The organism is Shimia sp. (assembly GCF_965227725.1).
Classification (GTDB): Bacteria; Pseudomonadota; Alphaproteobacteria; order Rhodobacterales; family Rhodobacteraceae; genus Shimia.
The window spans coordinates 1-15,184 of sequence record NZ_CBDDGH010000004.1 but is presented as its reverse complement, the minus strand read 5'-3'; the positions used below and the strand labels follow the sequence as shown (position 1 = coordinate 15,184).

Annotated in this window: 15 protein-coding genes; 5 read left to right on the top strand and 10 right to left on the bottom strand. The window is 57.9% G+C overall.

The genetic code is table 11. The features are described from left to right. Positions 1–110: 110 nt before the first annotated feature. Positions 111–986, bottom strand: a complete 876-nt coding sequence (locus ACO07T_RS07940) for a 3-hydroxybutyryl-CoA dehydrogenase (protein ID WP_209060130.1) — start codon at positions 984–986, stop codon at positions 111–113. 161 nt (positions 987–1,147) lie between these two features. Here ACO07T_RS07940 and ACO07T_RS07935 point away from each other — a divergent pair, with 161 nt between their 5' ends. After that, positions 1,148–1,984 (top strand): DUF6473 family protein, encoded by an 837-nt coding sequence (locus ACO07T_RS07935; RefSeq protein ID WP_422048958.1) that lies wholly within the window; start codon positions 1,148–1,150, stop codon positions 1,982–1,984. A gap of 75 nt (positions 1,985–2,059) precedes the next feature. On the opposite strand, the gene ACO07T_RS07930 is transcribed toward ACO07T_RS07935, so the two are convergent. The 6 genes from ACO07T_RS07930 to ACO07T_RS07905 all read right to left on the bottom strand — a co-directional run bounded on the left by ACO07T_RS07930 (position 2,060) and on the right by ACO07T_RS07905 (position 6,425). Continuing rightward, complete coding sequence (locus tag ACO07T_RS07930) at positions 2,060–2,989, bottom strand: electron transfer flavoprotein subunit alpha/FixB family protein (protein WP_209060135.1); 930 nt, start codon at positions 2,987–2,989, stop codon at positions 2,060–2,062. Beyond that, a complete protein-coding gene (locus ACO07T_RS07925; protein ID WP_209060137.1) occupies positions 2,989–3,747 on the bottom strand; it encodes an electron transfer flavoprotein subunit beta/FixA family protein in 759 nt (252 codons plus the stop codon). The genes ACO07T_RS07930 and ACO07T_RS07925 overlap by 1 nt, the downstream gene beginning before the upstream one ends. Positions 3,748–4,035: 288 nt before the next feature. Further along, complete coding sequence (locus tag ACO07T_RS07920) at positions 4,036–4,608, bottom strand: cob(I)yrinic acid a,c-diamide adenosyltransferase (protein ID WP_209060139.1); 573 nt, start codon at positions 4,606–4,608, stop codon at positions 4,036–4,038. Between the two features lie 4 nt (positions 4,609–4,612). Next, positions 4,613–4,816 carry a twin transmembrane helix small protein gene (locus tag ACO07T_RS07915; RefSeq protein WP_209060141.1) on the bottom strand — a complete coding sequence of 68 codons (204 nt, stop codon included), beginning with the start codon at positions 4,814–4,816 and terminating at the stop codon, positions 4,613–4,615. Between the two features lie 79 nt (positions 4,817–4,895). Beyond that, positions 4,896–5,729, bottom strand: a complete 834-nt coding sequence (locus ACO07T_RS07910) for an SDR family NAD(P)-dependent oxidoreductase (protein WP_422048957.1) — start codon at positions 5,727–5,729, stop codon at positions 4,896–4,898. 87 nt (positions 5,730–5,816) lie between these two features. Further along, positions 5,817–6,425, bottom strand: a complete 609-nt coding sequence (locus tag ACO07T_RS07905; protein WP_422048956.1) for an SH3 domain-containing protein — start codon at positions 6,423–6,425, stop codon at positions 5,817–5,819. A 162-nt stretch (positions 6,426–6,587) separates the two neighbouring features. Between ACO07T_RS07905 and ACO07T_RS07900 the strand changes: the two genes are divergently transcribed. Next, a complete protein-coding gene (locus tag ACO07T_RS07900) occupies positions 6,588–8,933 on the top strand; it encodes a DNA topoisomerase IV subunit A (protein ID WP_422048955.1) in 2,346 nt (781 codons plus the stop codon). A 136-nt stretch (positions 8,934–9,069) separates the two neighbouring features. Here the strand turns inward: ACO07T_RS07900 and ACO07T_RS07895 are convergent, their stop codons facing one another. Next, on the bottom strand, positions 9,070–10,110 hold the full coding sequence (locus ACO07T_RS07895; RefSeq protein ID WP_422048954.1) for a hypothetical protein: 1,041 nt from the start codon (positions 10,108–10,110) through the stop codon (positions 9,070–9,072). Between the two features lie 291 nt (positions 10,111–10,401). On the opposite strand from ACO07T_RS07895, the gene ACO07T_RS07890 reads away from it, so the two are divergent. After that, positions 10,402–11,136: a substrate-binding periplasmic protein gene (locus tag ACO07T_RS07890; protein WP_422048953.1), complete on the top strand. Its 735-nt coding sequence runs from the start codon at positions 10,402–10,404 to the stop codon at positions 11,134–11,136. A gap of 170 nt (positions 11,137–11,306) precedes the next feature. On the opposite strand, the gene ACO07T_RS07885 is transcribed toward ACO07T_RS07890, so the two are convergent. Next, positions 11,307–12,023 carry a hypothetical protein gene (locus tag ACO07T_RS07885; protein WP_422048952.1) on the bottom strand — a complete coding sequence of 239 codons (717 nt, stop codon included), beginning with the start codon at positions 12,021–12,023 and terminating at the stop codon, positions 11,307–11,309. 306 nt (positions 12,024–12,329) lie between these two features. Next, positions 12,330–13,592, bottom strand: a complete 1,263-nt coding sequence (locus tag ACO07T_RS07880; protein WP_422048951.1) for a cytochrome P450 — start codon at positions 13,590–13,592, stop codon at positions 12,330–12,332. Between the two features lie 278 nt (positions 13,593–13,870). Here ACO07T_RS07880 and ACO07T_RS07875 point away from each other — a divergent pair, with 278 nt between their 5' ends. Next, the gene (locus ACO07T_RS07875; RefSeq protein WP_422048950.1) at positions 13,871–14,494 is read left to right on the top strand and encodes a hypothetical protein; all 624 of its coding nucleotides are present in this window, start codon (positions 13,871–13,873) and stop codon (positions 14,492–14,494) included. A gap of 101 nt (positions 14,495–14,595) precedes the next feature. Next, a partial coding sequence (locus tag ACO07T_RS07870; RefSeq protein ID WP_422048949.1) for a GTP-binding protein occupies positions 14,596–15,184 on the top strand: 589 nt, incomplete at its 3' end.

Sequence of the window (15,184 nt, the reverse complement as noted above, 5' to 3'; positions counted from 1 at the left end):
TGACGCTTGATATCTTCTTACAGGGTAAAAGTGCCGGAGGGCATTGTGGCTTGCCGGAGGGCAAAGCGTGTGAGGGGCGCGGCGCGGGGCCGCGCGTCCCTCAGAGGTTCTTAGCGGGTCGGGATCGGTGTCTCGCCGCGATAGTCATAAAAGCCGCGTTTGGTCTTGCGGCCAAGCCAGCCGGCTTCGACATATTTGGTCAGCAGCGGGCAGGGGCGGTATTTGGTATCCGCAAGCCCGTCGTGCAGCACGTTCATGATCGCAAGACAGGTGTCCAGACCGATGAAATCCGCGAGCTCTAGCGGGCCCATCGGGTGGTTTGCACCGAGCTTCATGGCGTTGTCGATGGAGGCGACGTTGCCCACACCTTCGTAAAGCGTGTAGCAGGCCTCGTTGATCATCGGGATCAGGATGCGGTTCACGATGAAGGCCGGGAAGTCTTCGGCGCTGGCGGCGGTTTTGCCCAGACGCTCCACGATGTTCAGGCAGGCCTTATAGGTGGGCTCATCGGTGGCAATGCCGCGGATCAGCTCGACCAGCTGCATCATCGGCACCGGGTTCATGAAGTGGAAGCCCATGAAGCGCTCAGGGCGGTCGGTGCGGCTGGCCAGACGGGTGATCGAGATCGAGGATGTGTTTGAGGTCAGGATCGTGTCTGGACCGAGATGCGGTTTCAGCGTGTCAAAGATCTGATGTTTGATCTCTTCCCGCTCGGTCGCCGCCTCGATCACCAGATCGGTGCCGCCCAGATCCGGCAGCTGCAGTGTGGTTTTGATGCGGGCCATGGCCTCGGCCTTTGCATCGGCGGAAATCTTCTCACGGCTGACCTGGCGCTCAAGGTTTTTGTCGATGCGCGCCACGGCGGCATCCAGCGCGTCCTGGTTGATATCGTTGAGCAGCACATCATAGCCAGAAAGCGCCATTACATGCGCGATGCCGTTGCCCATTTGGCCCGCGCCAACGACGCCAATCGTTTTGATGTCCATGTCACTTATCCTCTGAGACCTTTGCGAGGACCTTATGCCTGCGTGGGCGACAGCTGCAAGAGGGGGGAGTCGCTAAAACTTATGTCAAAGGCGCGCATTAGCTTTTTCGCAAGAGCTTTGCGCGATTCTCTCAAACGGGTGAGAAAATTAGTGGTGAGAATATGTCTTACGAGAAGATGAAGGGCGGTGAGCTCAATTATGAGCCGTGTCGTTACGGGGAGTCCCGGCTGGCCTTCCGTGGACCAAAGAAAGATCTGGACGCGCCTTATGTTGCGTTTCTGGGTGGGACAGAGACCTATGGGAAATTTGTTGCGCATCCGTTTGTGGAGATGCTGGACGACAGGCTGCCGCTGGACTGTGTGAACCTTGGCTATGTGAACGCCGGGATTGATGCCTTTCTGGCAGAGCCGACCGTTTTGGAAATGGCGCAGCGGGCCGAGGTGACCGTGGTTCAGGTCATGGGCGCGCAGAATATGTCCAACCGGTATTACAAGGTGCATCCGCGTCGCAATGACCGGTTCATTGGGGCCTCCAATATGATGCAGATGGTGTTCAATGAAATTGATTTCAGCGAGTTCCATTTTACCCGCCATATGCTGGGCACGCTTTGTGCGCGCACGCCGGACCGCTACTGCATGGTGCGCGATGAGCTGCGCATGGCGTGGAGCGCACGGATGAAGCTGTTGCTGAACACGATTGGCGGCAAGGTGGTGCTGTTGTGGGTGGCTGACCATGCGCCGGACACAGCGCTTGGCACCAGCGGTCTGGGGCCGGATCCGCTGTTTGTGGACCGTCTGATGATTGAAGAGCTGCGCCCGCTGGTCGAAGACATCGTAGAAGTGGTGCTGAGCGAAGAGGCAATGGCGCAGGGCGTCACAGGCATGGCTTTTGGCGATATGGAGCGCGGTGCGGCGCAACGTATGCTGAGCGTGAAGGGCCATGAAGAGACTGCAGAGGCGCTGGCTGAAAGCCTGCAGGTGCTGATGCCGCTGGGGTGAGCCACACGGGCGCCAGACGAAACAAAAAAGGCCCGCCAATCAGGCGGGCCTTTCTGTATCTGAAAGCAGTGTCGCTTAGCCGAGTTTTTCGGTCAGAGCAGGCACGGCTTCGAAGAGGTCAGCCACCAGACCGTAGTCTGCAACCTGGAAGATTGGCGCTTCTTCGTCTTTGTTGATCGCAACGATGATCTTGGAGTCTTTCATACCTGCAAGGTGCTGAATGGCGCCGGAGATACCTGCTGCGATGTAGAGCTCAGGAGCCACAACCTTACCGGTCTGACCGACCTGCCAGTCGTTTGGTGCGTAGCCGGAGTCAACCGCGGCGCGGGATGCACCAACAGCTGCGCCCAGCTTGTCTGCCAGAGCTTCGATGATTTTGAAGTCTTCTTCAGACCCAACACCGCGGCCACCGGAGACAACCACGCCAGCGGAGGTCAGCTCAGGACGGTCGCTCTCGGCAACTTTGTCCTCAACCCACTCAGACAGGCCTGGGTTTTCTGCTGCGCCGATGGTTTCCACGGATGCGGAACCGCCTTCGCCTGCAGCGTCAAAGGTGGACGTACGGAAGGTGATGACCTTCTTGGCGTCGGAAGATTTCACGGTCTGGATCGCGTTGCCTGCGTAGATCGGACGCTCGAAAGTGTCGCCATCCACAACTGCGGTCACGTCAGACAGCACCATCACGTCCAGCAGCGCGGCCACGCGTGGCATCACGTTTTTGGCGTCGGTGGTGGCTGGTGCAACGATGTGGCTGTAGTCGCCCGCGAGGGAAACGATCAGCGCAGCAGTTGGCTCGGCCAGACGATGGCCAAGGGATGCATCCTCAGCAACCAGAACTTTGGCAACGCCGTCGATTTTCGCGGCAGCTTCGCCAGCAGCGGCAGCAGATGCGCCAGCGGCCAGAACGGTCACGTCACCCAGTGCTTTTGCAGCGGAGACAGCTTTGGCGGTGGCGTCCAGCGCCAGCTCACCGTTGTTGACTTCTGCGAGAAGAAGAACAGCCATTATACAGCCCCCGCTTCTTTGAGTTTTGCAACCAGCTCATCTACGGAGCCAACCATGATACCTGCGGCGCGCTCAGTCGGCTCGGAGGTTTTCACGATTTCCAGACGTGGGGAGACATCAACGCCGTAGTCGGCAGCGGTTTTCTCATCCAGCGGCTTTTTCTTCGCTTTCATGATGTTTGGCAGAGACGCGTAGCGCGGCTCGTTCAGACGCAGGTCAACGGAGATGATTGCCGGGGTGTTGACTTTGATGGTCTGCAGACCACCGTCCACCTCACGGGTCACAACCGCTTTGTCGCCGTCCAGATCCACTTCGGATGCGAAGGTCGCCTGGGACCAGCCCAGCAGAGCAGACAGCATCTGGCCGGTTGCGTTCATGTCGTTGTCGATTGCTTGCTTGCCGCAGAGCACGAGGCCCGGCTGCTCTTCTTCGACAACTTTTGCCAGGATCTTGGCAACGGCCAGCGGCTCGATGTCCTGATGTACATCGTCAGCAGCCACAACCAGGATGGCGCGGTCCGCACCCATGGCGAGGGCGGTGCGCAGGGTTTCCTGAGCTTGCTTCACACCGATGGAAACGGCGACGATTTCGTCCGCTTTACCGGCTTCTTTAAGACGGATGGCCTCTTCGACTGCAATCTCATCGAATGGGTTCATCGACATTTTGACGTTGGCGAGATCGACACCGGTCCCATCCGCTTTCACGCGGACTTTCACGTTGTAGTCAATCACGCGCTTGACAGGTACAAGTACCTTCATGGGCGTAGACTCCTCAAAGTTTGTCAAAGCCGCCTAGGCAGCTCATCCGAATGCTCTCACGGCGTTGATATATATTCGCGCGCTCAGGAAACAGAGCAAAATCGTCACCTTGCAGCGCAACGACGTCGCGTATTGATGTTTTCACGCGACGTTCTTCGAAAGATTGTTGCCGCGTCGCAGAAAGTTACGTGAGGAGAGTTTGCGTCAACCGTGCCGTTAACGCAAACAGATGGGCTCATGCGCCCGATTTGATTCGCGCTGCTGCGTGCGCAACGGAGGAGGCGGGGCTCAGCGATTTGCGCCGGGCACCCAGAGCACGTCATCCTTGCCGTTGTTGTTGGCCACACGGGAGGCCACGAAGAACCAGTCGCTCAGACGATTGAGGTAGGTCACCGCGTCGCTGTTCACGTCTTCATGCTGGGCAAGTTCAACCGACAGACGCTCTGCACGGCGTGCTACTGTGCGGCAGACATGCAGATGCGCCGCCAGTGCGGAACCACCGGGAAGCACAAAGCTGCGCAGCGGTTCAAGATCGGCGTTCATGGCGTCGATTTCTTGTTCAAGGCGCGCAACCTGGCTCGCCGCCATACGCAGGGGCGGGTATTCGGCTTCGGCATCTTTGGCCATGTCCGGACGACACAGATCGGCACCAAGATCGAAGAGGTCATTCTGGATGCGCATTAGCGCGGTGTCCATCTCGCCAACCGCATGCAGGCGGGCCACGCCAACGGCCGAGTTGAGCTCATCAGACGTGCCATAGGCCGCGACGCGCCCGTCGTATTTGGCAACGCGGTCGCCATTGCCAAGTGCGGTTGTGCCCTTGTCGCCGGTGCGCGTGTAGATTTTGTTCAGTACCACCATGTCGTCATCCCCCCTGACGCAGCCAAACAAACGCCAGGATCAGCAGAACCGCCACAAATTGGGCGATCAAGCGCAGGCGCATGATTTTGTTGGCATATTTCTTGTTAAATTCGCCGCCTCTGGCAAACCCGCCGACACCCACCATCAGGATGATCAAAACGCCAATACAGGCGACAGCGGCAACCCAAAAAAGGGGATCATTGGCCATGAGACTGCTCCTCGAGTTTGTGGTGGCTCTGTGTAAACGCTTTGGGCGCAAAAAAGAACCACCAACTCTTTACGCGCGCTCAGCCTTTGGAGATCACCCAATCGAGCGCGCGGGTCGACAAAAGGCGCCGCAGGACGTGCATCAGCCGTGCAGGAAAGGTGATGCGGTAGCGCGCGCGCGGTTTTTCGGCCTCCAAAGCATGGATCAACTTGTCGCAGACCGCCGAGGCAGGCAGTTCAAACTTATCTGGCGTCTGATCCTCTTCGGTCAGGCGCTCGACCAAGCCTTTGCGGTAGTCCTCTGCGTGGGGCGAGTTTTCCCAGTCGATCCATTTGAAGAACTGTTTTGCGGCATTGGTGCGGATGTTGGAGGTGATCGGGCCGGGTTCGATCAGGATCACGTGCAGCGGGGTTTCGCGCAGCTCGATGCGCAGGCTGTCGCTGAGGCCTTCCAGAGCGAATTTGGTGGCCACATAGGCTCCGCGATAGGGCATGGAGACATATCCCAGAACCGAGGAGTTCTGAACGATCCGCCCATGACCCTGTTTGCGCATGATTGGCACCACCTGTCGGGTCAGGTCGTGCCAGCCGATCAGGTTGCTTTCCATCATGTCGCGCAGACCGTCGGTTGGCAGGTCTTCAACCGCGCCGGGCAGGGCGCGCGCGCCGTTGTTAAACAGCGCATCCAGCGTGCCGCCGGTGGCAGCAAGCACTTCCTCAAGGCCGGTGCGGATGGTCTCCGGATCGAGATAGTCGATGCGCGGGCTTTCATAACCCATGGCAATCAGGCGGTCGCAGTCTTCCTGTTGGCGGCAGCTGGCGAACACGCGCCAGCCGCGGGCCTTCATGGTTTCAGCGGCTGCAAGGCCAATGCCTGTGGAGCAGCCTGTGATAAGGAGCGTTTTCTGGGTCATAGCGGGACTGGCCTTCTTTTGCGCGCGTTTGCGCGGCACACTAGGCCGGACCAAGACCGGAGCAATAGCCCAGACGTGGCGTCTTACTTAACTGTTAGGTGATGTGATCATTTTTGCGGACATCCAGCCGACAATGCCGCTTTCCTGATCACGCAGTTTGAGCCAGCCGGAGCCGCTTTCGCGCAGGATTTGCACTTCCTGGCCCCGCGACAGCACGGCCAGCACGCCATATCCGGTGCCCGGTCCGCCGCGCATGTTCACGCGGGTGCCGCGCACTTGCCGCATATCGGCAGCGGTGCGGGGCGCGGGCTCCGCTGCCGGCACCGGGGTGGCCTCAGCAACGGCCGGAACAAAGGCCGCATTCGGGGTCTCGTAAGAGGCCAGATTCACGCTGAGCGAGGTGGCAAACACATTGTTGGTGATGCCGGGCTGCACTGCCGGGATGACCGAGGCTGTATCTGCGGAGCGTGCTGCTGCTGGCGTGGCCCGAACCGTGGGCACAGAGGTTGCGGCGCGCGCAATGGACTCTTTGTTGGTGACCGGTGCTGACGTCTCCATGGCAGTGGAGGCGATGACCGTTTCCGGCTGGGCCGATTCCACGATGCGCTGTGATTTTGGCTCAAAATCCGCGCCACCGCTGAGTTCCCAGAAGGCCCAACCCATAATGCCGAAACTCACAATGACAAACTTATTCACTTTGTACCCTCCCCAGGGAATCAATAAATCAATACAGACGCGCTTCTTAAGCGCTTGATGCAAAAGATAAACTGAGGAAATCCTTAACTTGTGGGGGAAAAATCGGCGGCTGTCCCCGTGCATGTGCTTTACCGTGACGGCGGCAAAAGTTATCACTCAGCCATGACTGATCTGATCGATGACGACGAGCTCCCCTCTCAGAACGTAACGGAACCGCTGCGGCGCGCGATTGGCGACCGCTATCTGACCTATGCGCTGAGCACGATTATGCACCGCGCGCTGCCAGATGCGCGGGATGGGTTGAAGCCGGTACACCGCCGAATCCTCTACGCGATGCGTGAGCTGAAACTTTCCGCCACCGGCGGTTTCCGGAAATCCGCGAAGATTTCCGGCGATGTGATGGGCAACTATCACCCGCACGGCGATGCCGCGATTTACGACGCGATGGCGCGTTTGGCGCAGGACTTCAACGTGCGCTATCCGCTGGTCGACGGTCAGGGGAACTTCGGCAATATCGACGGGGACAACCCGGCGGCGAGCCGATACACGGAAGCGCGGATGACCTCGGTTGCAGAGGCGCTTTTGGAAGGGCTGAACGAGGACGCGGTTGATTTTCGCGAGAACTATGACGGCACGCTGAGCGAGCCTGTTGTGCTTCCGGCGACCTTCCCGAACCTTCTGGCCAATGGCGCCAGCGGCATCGCGGTGGGGATGGCGACAAACATTCCGCCCCACAACATCAGCGAGCTGTGTGACGCCTGTCTGCACATGATCAAGACGCCGGATGTGCGTGATGACACGTTGCTCAACTATGTGCCGGGGCCGGATTTCCCGACCGGTGGCGTGATTGTTGAGCCGCCTGAAAGCATCGCGCAGGCTTATCGCACCGGGCGCGGCTCGTTCCGTCTGCGCTGTAAGTGGGAGAAGGAAGATCTGGGCCGCGGACAGTGGCAGATTGTGGTCACCGAGATCCCCTATCAGGTGCAGAAATCCAAGCTGATCGAGAAGCTGGCCGAGCTGATCCAGACCAAGAAGGTGCCTATTCTGGCAGATGTGCGCGACGAGTCGGCAGACGATATTCGCGTCATTCTGGAGCCGCGCAGCAAAAACGTAGAGCCGGATGTTCTGATGAACATGCTCTATCGCAGCAGCGATCTGGAGATCCGCTTCTCGTTGAACATGAACGTCTTGATTGATGGCGTGACCCCGAAGGTCTGCTCCATGAAAGAGGTTCTGCGCGCGTTCCTGGATTTCCGCCGTGAGGTGCTGATCCGTCGCTCCAAACACCGGATGGAGAAGATTGACCACCGTCTGGAAGTGTTGGAGGGCTTTATCATTGCCTTCCTTAATCTTGACCGTGTGATTGACATCATCCGCTATGATGATGCGCCCAAACAGGCGTTGATGGCGGAGAATTGGGATCTGGATCACCCCCGCGCGACCAGCGAGGCGGACTATAAGTCACCGCTGCCCGGCAGTGGCGCAACCCAGCTGACCGAGGTGCAGGCAGAGGCGATCCTCAATATGCGCCTGCGCAGCCTGCGCCGTCTGGAAGAGCTGGAGCTGATCCGCGAGCGGGATGCGCTGCAGGAAGAGCGCGCTGGCATCGTTGCGCTTTTGGGCAGCGAAGACATGCAGTGGGAGCGTATCTCCGATCAGCTGAAAGAGGCCAAGAAGACCTTTGGCAAAGGCTATGAAGGTGGTGCGCGCCGCACCGTCTTTGCCGAGGCTGCCGAGGTGGAAGAGGTGCCGATTGAGGCGATGATCGACCGCGAGCCGGTGACGATTGTCTGCTCTCAGATGGGGTGGATCCGGGCGATGTCCGGTCACATTGATCTGACCCGCGAGCTGAAATTCAAAGATGGTGACGGGCCGCGGTTTATCTTCCACGCGGAGACCACGGACCGCCTGCTGATGTTTGGCAGCAACGGGCGTTTTTATACCCTGAGTGCAGCCAACCTGCCCGGCGGGCGCGGCATGGGGGAACCTGTGCGCCTGATGGTGGATCTGCCCAACGAGGCGGAGATCGTGGACATCTTTGTCCATGCGCCGGAGCGCCGGTTGCTGGTGGCCTCAAGCGCGGGTGACGGGTTTGTGGTGCCTGAAAAGGATGTGATTGCTCAGACGCGGACCGGGAAACAGGTGCTGAACGTCAAAGACGACGTGAAGGCGATGATCTGTAAGCCAGTGGATGGCGATCACGTGGCGGTGGTGTCCAAAAACGCGCGCTTCCTCGTGTTCCCTGTGGATGAGCTGCCAGAGCTGGGCCGCGGCAAAGGTGTGCGCCTGCAGAAGTACAATATGGCGCGCGGCCGTCAGGGCACGCTGGAGCTTGATGGTGGCCTGTCTGACATCACCACGTTCAAGTGGGAAGATGGCCTCACCTGGTCGATGGGCAACAGCGGCAAAACCCGCCATGAGCCTGATTTGTCGGACTGGCTGGCGAAGCGGGCCGGGGTGGGCAAGAAGCCGCCTTATGGCTTCCCCAAAGACAATAAGTTCAAATGATTTTCGGGGGCCACCGTGCCCCCGTTTTTCTTTGATGTGAGATGAGATTTCGCGGTGGGTGAAAGGCCCATCCTTAGATTTTACGACCTATGGTTGTGCGAGGTGCTTGGGGGTTAGTTCCATGGTTTGGGGGAGCTTAGAATTTTGTCCTATGCCGTTCTAGCGTGTGGCCATAAGGGCTCAGCTCACCATAGAAAATGACCGTTGAACCTGGCCGCAAACTGCCGCTGTCATTTTTGGAGAAACCGCAGGTCTCTAGCGTTACATTTTTTGCATCTAAAGGGGTAAGTGAAAGGCAAAGTCCCATTTTGCGAACGATCTTTGCATGGGAGATCACGTAGGCCTTTTCCGCCTTCGGATGATTTGTCAGCACGTTTATGGCTGTCGGGATCAAGGTGTGCTTTCCCCCTAGTTGCCAGCTCGCGAATGCAAGTGCCAACAGCACGGTACCACCAAACATTGCCTTCGGGCGTGAGCTTTTCCAGCCGTCCGGCCGTTGGTAAGGAGGGCGCATAATCATAGCCGCAACGGCAAGGGCGATTGGTCCCAAGAACGCTGCTTGCAAAAGCACTTCGTGTTTTTGTTCCCAAGCAAGCTGCTGAGGGGTGGCGATTGTTTTTGAGAAGATCGTAAGGGTCGTCAAGCCCATCCAAGGCAAGCAGGCGACGTAAAGGCATGACTTATCGAGCCAGTCTTGTTGTCGGGGTTCTGCGGCTTCAGTGTAGATCGCAGTGTGCAGGCTCTGAGTGTCAAAATAGTCGGCATAAACCTTATGTGCAAAGCCTGACATGAATACCAATAGGTTGATAAGTGCCGCTGCGGCGGACGCGGCCATAAGCAGGAGTGCCGTGGCAAATTGTCTGTCGGACGCGGGAGCGTCAAATAGCCTAAACAGCAGATAGAAAAGGGCGCCGATAAATATGAGGTTTGCCAGGTGGTTTAGTAGTTCGGAGCCTCGAACAAACACATCTTGCATTGCATTCTCAAATTTGCCCGGTAGCAGGAACTCCATGGCTTTCAAAAATATTAGAATGACCACAAGCGCATCAATGGCGTTTATGATTTCTGGGGAGGAGAATGTTGGGGCAGCGAGTGAGATAAACGTGGCAATCGCGAAGAGCCCAATGAAGCCCAGCAATCTAGCGGATACATCTACGGTTAGTAGTGCATAATTCAAGGTCGGCCCTCTCAACTTTTGCGTGAATATTTCTCGGAAAATAATGTCGCGATTTTGACGCGCATATGGCGTCAAAAAGGAAGTGCTGCAATTAGTGTGCGCTTTGGCTCTGAGCCTGTTGCTCTAGGTCTTGCGACGTTCGTTTCGACAGCCGTAAGACTTCTCCATTTTGAACCGAATTTTGCTGAGCTGAGCGCTGTGCGCGGGGCCGGTTTTTAGACTTTGTTAGTCTGAAAAACCTAGGTCCAGCGCTGGAATACTTATTCATTCGGTCAAAAAGAAAGCACAGCCATGAAAACCATTCTTGCAGCCGGCACCCTCGCACTGGCCAGCCTGTCTGGCACCGCCAGCCTTGCAGAAACCCTTGTGGTGGGCGTTGAGAACATCGACTACCTGCCGCACTACAAATGGGACGGAAAATCCTACACCGGCTTTGCGGCTGATGTGCTGTCCGCCTTTGCTGCGGATGAAGGGCATGAGCTGCAGTTCAAAGCGCTGCCGATCAACCGCCTGATGCAGGCGGTGGTGTCCGGGGATGTGGATTTGAAATATCCGGACAATGCTTATTGGTCCGCTGATCTGAAGAGCGGCGTTGAAATGCACTACTCCACCGTGGTCGAAGCGACCGTGGAAGGGGTGATGGTGGTTCCTGAGAACCTCGGCAAACCTGTGGATGAGATCGCGCAGATCGGAACGGTTTTGGGTTTTACGGCCTTTTCCTGGTTGGACCGGATTGAAGCAGGTCAGGTGACGCTGAAAGAGAACCCGAACTTCAGCGGCCTGGTCCGCCAAGCGCTCGCGGGGCGTATCGATGGCGCCTATGCAAACGTGCATGTTCTGAACCGGGTTCTGAGCGAAATGGGGCAGGACGAAGGGGCGCTGGTCTTTGATGAGAGCCTGCCGAATTCGCAGGCGGATTATCATCTGTCCTCCAGCACGCGCGGCGACATTGTTGACTCGTTCAACGCGTGGTTCGCGGCCAATCAGGACACGGTTGCAGCGCTGAAAGAGAAGCACGGCTTCTGATCTGCCTGAGACAAAAAGCATGTGAAGCGTCGATCATGAGAATGGTCGGCGTTTTCTTTTTGTGGCGTTGTCCAACAAATTTGCAGCGGCTGTCTTGGGTCACACATGCCAGCCCGCGACCCTGGGTGGTCGGCTGTGATTTCCGCGTATTTGTGGAGAGTGTGTTCAGATTAGCGATGTGAGCTTGCTGTATGTAAGTATACTTTCATGCCAGCCCATCGGTGGCAGAAATCTTGTAGTCTTTCTTCGATCACTTTGCTGGGGTTCACCACGAAGAATGTTCTTGGACTGTAGGACGTCGCACGAACCGCCAAACTTGGCATCCCAATCTCTTTCAGCCAATAGTCGACTTCAGCGTCATGGCCGCCTCGCCGCCGAGTATTGTGGTGATAGATCACTGCGCAACGGCCCTGGGCCAATTTTTGTAATTCTGCCAGCGGCATCTGTTTACCAAACTTTGCGCGTCCTTTGCGCCTGTCATCGTCATCGATGATGCCATTGTCTGGGTCTGCGAAAACAAGGTCGCAGGTTGACAGCTGATCCATCGCTCGCCCAAACCAAGAACGACGCCAATCGCGACGCTCGCGCGGTGCTACATTGCTCGTGTCAACGGTTTCATCAAACGAGACTGCGCCATCTAGCACCGGCAACAGAGAGCTGATTGAGCGCGCCTCTTTGACGATGTTACGCAAATGATAGAAGAGCGTCGGGTCCAGATGTTGATACCGCTCCGGTTGATCTAGGTATGTGATGTACCGCCCATCTTGATTATGGCTCTCGTCGGGGTGTCGGTACCACGCAACACCCAGCTGATGTCCGGGCGACAGGGCTCTTAGCAGGCCGAGCTTTACGAAGTCTCCGACGTCACCGGCGTAACGATCTTGCATCGGATATCCTGTATTAAGTGTATAACACATTGTTTTCAGATGCTTTAGCGATCATTGGATGCCATGGCCACTGTTTTGTAGTTGCCGCCGTCTGTTCATATCTTTTGGTCTTTGGTTTAGGCGGCGTCTGCATTTAGGCATGCCATCAGAGGGGCTCTGGCTGGTTGGAAACACAGTTTCGCGTGTATTGTTTTGGCGACGCAGTTCAGACGCCAGCTAAACTGTGTTGCTCGACGCTACACTTGTTCTTTCGTCTGACTTAGGAGCCGCTGTGTCAGTTTGTAAGAGCAGGCCGCTCTCGCTGCATCAGTAGGCAGGCGCGCGAGCCTGATTGATCTCTTTGGCTTGCAGCCAAACTCCGCCTTCGGGCCTCAACGTGAGGATCATCACTGGCTTTGGCGGGCGGCCTGCGATGTCTTCAAAGTGAAAACGGCGCAGGAGGGCTGCGAGGATGATCACGGCCTCCTGCAGCGCAAAGCTCGCGCCGATGCAGATACGGGGGCCGTCGCCAAACGGCAGGTAGGCATAGCGGTCAATGGCTTTGCGGTTGGCAAAGCGGTCCGGGTCAAACGCGTCCGGATTGTCCCAGAGCTGGTGATTGCGCTGCAGCGCGTAGATCGGGATCATCACCGTATCGCCGGGATGGATGTCGCGGGCGCAGAGCGAGTCTGCCTTTTGCGCTGTGCGGGAAATGATGCCTGCTGGTGGGTAGAGCCGCAGGGTTTCCTCGACAATCTGGCGCAGATAGGTGAGCTGATCGACATGATCGCCGGTGATCGGAGCGTCGCCGCAGACCGCGTTGATCTCGGCGCGGGCCTTTGTTTGCACCTCCTGGTCAAAAGCGCAGAGGTAGAGCGCCCAGGCAAGGGTCAGCGCGGTGGTTTCATGTCCGGCGACGATGAAGGTCAGCAGATTGTCACGCAGCTCTGCGGTGTTCATGCGCTTTTTGGTTTCCGGGTCTTCGCCCGCCAGCAGCAGATCCAGCAGATCCGGCGTGTCTTTTGCTCCGCGCGCGCGCCGGGAGTCGATGGCCGTGTCGGCGACCTTTTTCATCTCGACCATGGCCTGGCCGGTGCGGATGCGGCCGGGGCGGGGCACCCAGTCGGGCACGCCCAGCATGTCCAGTAAGGAGATCTTGCCAGCCTCTGCGATATAGGCGTCGATGGCCTCATGCACCGCGCCGCTGTCCATCCTGCCATCACCTGAGAAGGTGACTTCCGAGATCACGTCAAAGGTGGTTTTGACCATCTCATCTAGAAGGTCGACGGCGCGCGGTCCCGCAGTCGCGATACGGTCGGCGGCGCGCTCTCCGGCGGCGGCCATAACGGGGGCGAGGTTGCTGATGTTGCGGTGGGTGAACACGGGCGCAGCAGCGCGGCGTTGCCAGCGCCAGTGTGCGCCTTCAGCGATAAACAGGCTGTCGCCGATGGCAGGGCGCAGGATGTTCTTGGTCGCGCGGGACTTGGGATAGTCGTCGACCTTCTCCAGAAGCATCTGCCGGATGGCGCCGGGGTCCATCACCATGTGCCAGCGCAATCCGGTGCGGCCAGACACCATGGGCTGGCGCACGGCAATTTCCGGCAGGATCGACAGAAGATTGCTGCGCGCCGCCTTGAGCGAGCCCCAGAGCCCAAGCGGCTCGGTGGCAAGTTTAGCGTGAAACAGGCAGGGCCTTTGCGCGGTCGGCTTCGGTCAGCTGGGACTGATGTACATCATCTGGCATGTCGATCCTTCTACGCAAAAGTGTAGGCTGCGGATCAACTCAAATAAAGGCCAAGATTGCGTGAAAGCCGGGCATCGGCTATGTGATCGCTCAATCACAACGACGAGCAGCAGGAACAGCTTACATGGGCAGGATCGGGATGTGTTTGGCGGCGTTGGCCGTGCTGGTATCTTGCGGTGCGCGCAGCACCGAAGTGACCAGCGAAAAGCTGGACCTCGGGGATTTCACAATGGGCCACAACATTGTGGTGGCGCCGGATCTTCAGAAAGGCCCGCTGTCGCGCGAGTTGCCCAAGGAGCAGTGGATTGCCTCGATGAAGAACGCGGTCGATGCGCGTCTGGGCCGCTATGACGGGGAGCGTCTGGTGCATTTTGGCATCAACCTGTCAGGCTACATGCTGGCGCAACGCGGTGTGCCGGTGCTGCTGTCCACGAAATCTGCGCTGATCCTCACCGTCACCGCCTGGGATGACCGTGCGGGGGCGAAGTTCAACGAAGAGCCGCGCGAGATCATTGTGCTGGAAAGCTTTGGCAGTGGCACGCTCGTGACGTCCAGCGGGTTTACCATGACCGCAGAAGAGCAATTGGAAAATCTCACCTTCAACGCAGCGCGTGAGATCGAGCGCTGGATGCATGAGAATCGGGCCTGTCTGGTGGACGATGTGCCCCCCGAAGAGCTCGCAAAATGCTGGCCGTCTGAGAAAGATGAGCGTAAGCGCGCGCAGCTGGAACGAGAGCTGCGTCGATAAACGGCAAACCCGCTTGATTTTTTGCGCGCAACCAAATATGTCGCGCGCGGTAGAGGAAAACGGGCCAAGACCGGCCCCCCACAAAGTAGAAGGCGCCCGAGATGGCTAAGGAAAAGTTTGAGCGCAGTAAACCGCACTGCAACATCGGCACCATTGGTCACGTTGACCACGGCAAAACCACGCTGACCGCCGCGATCACCAAACAGTTTGGTGACTTCAAAGCGTACGACGAAATCGACGGCGCGCCAGAAGAAAAAGCACGTGGCATCACCATCTCCACCGCGCACGTGGAATATGAAACCGAAGCACGTCACTACGCACACGTTGACTGCCCAGGCCACGCTGACTACGTGAAAAACATGATCACCGGTGCGGCGCAGATGGACGGCGCGATCCTGGTTGTGAACGCAGCAGACGGCCCAATGCCACAGACCCGTGAGCACATCCTGCTGGGCCGCCAGGTTGGCATCCCTGCCATGGTTGTTTTCATGAACAAAGTGGACCAGGTTGACGACGAAGAACTGCTCGAGCTGGTGGAAATGGAAATCCGCGAGCTGCTGTCCGAGTATGAATTCCCAGGCGACGACATCCCTGTGATCGCAGGCTCCGCTCTGGCGGCTCTGGAAGACCGCGACGCCAACATCGGTTCCGAGAAAATCGCAGAGCTGATGGCAGCTGTTGACGAGTACA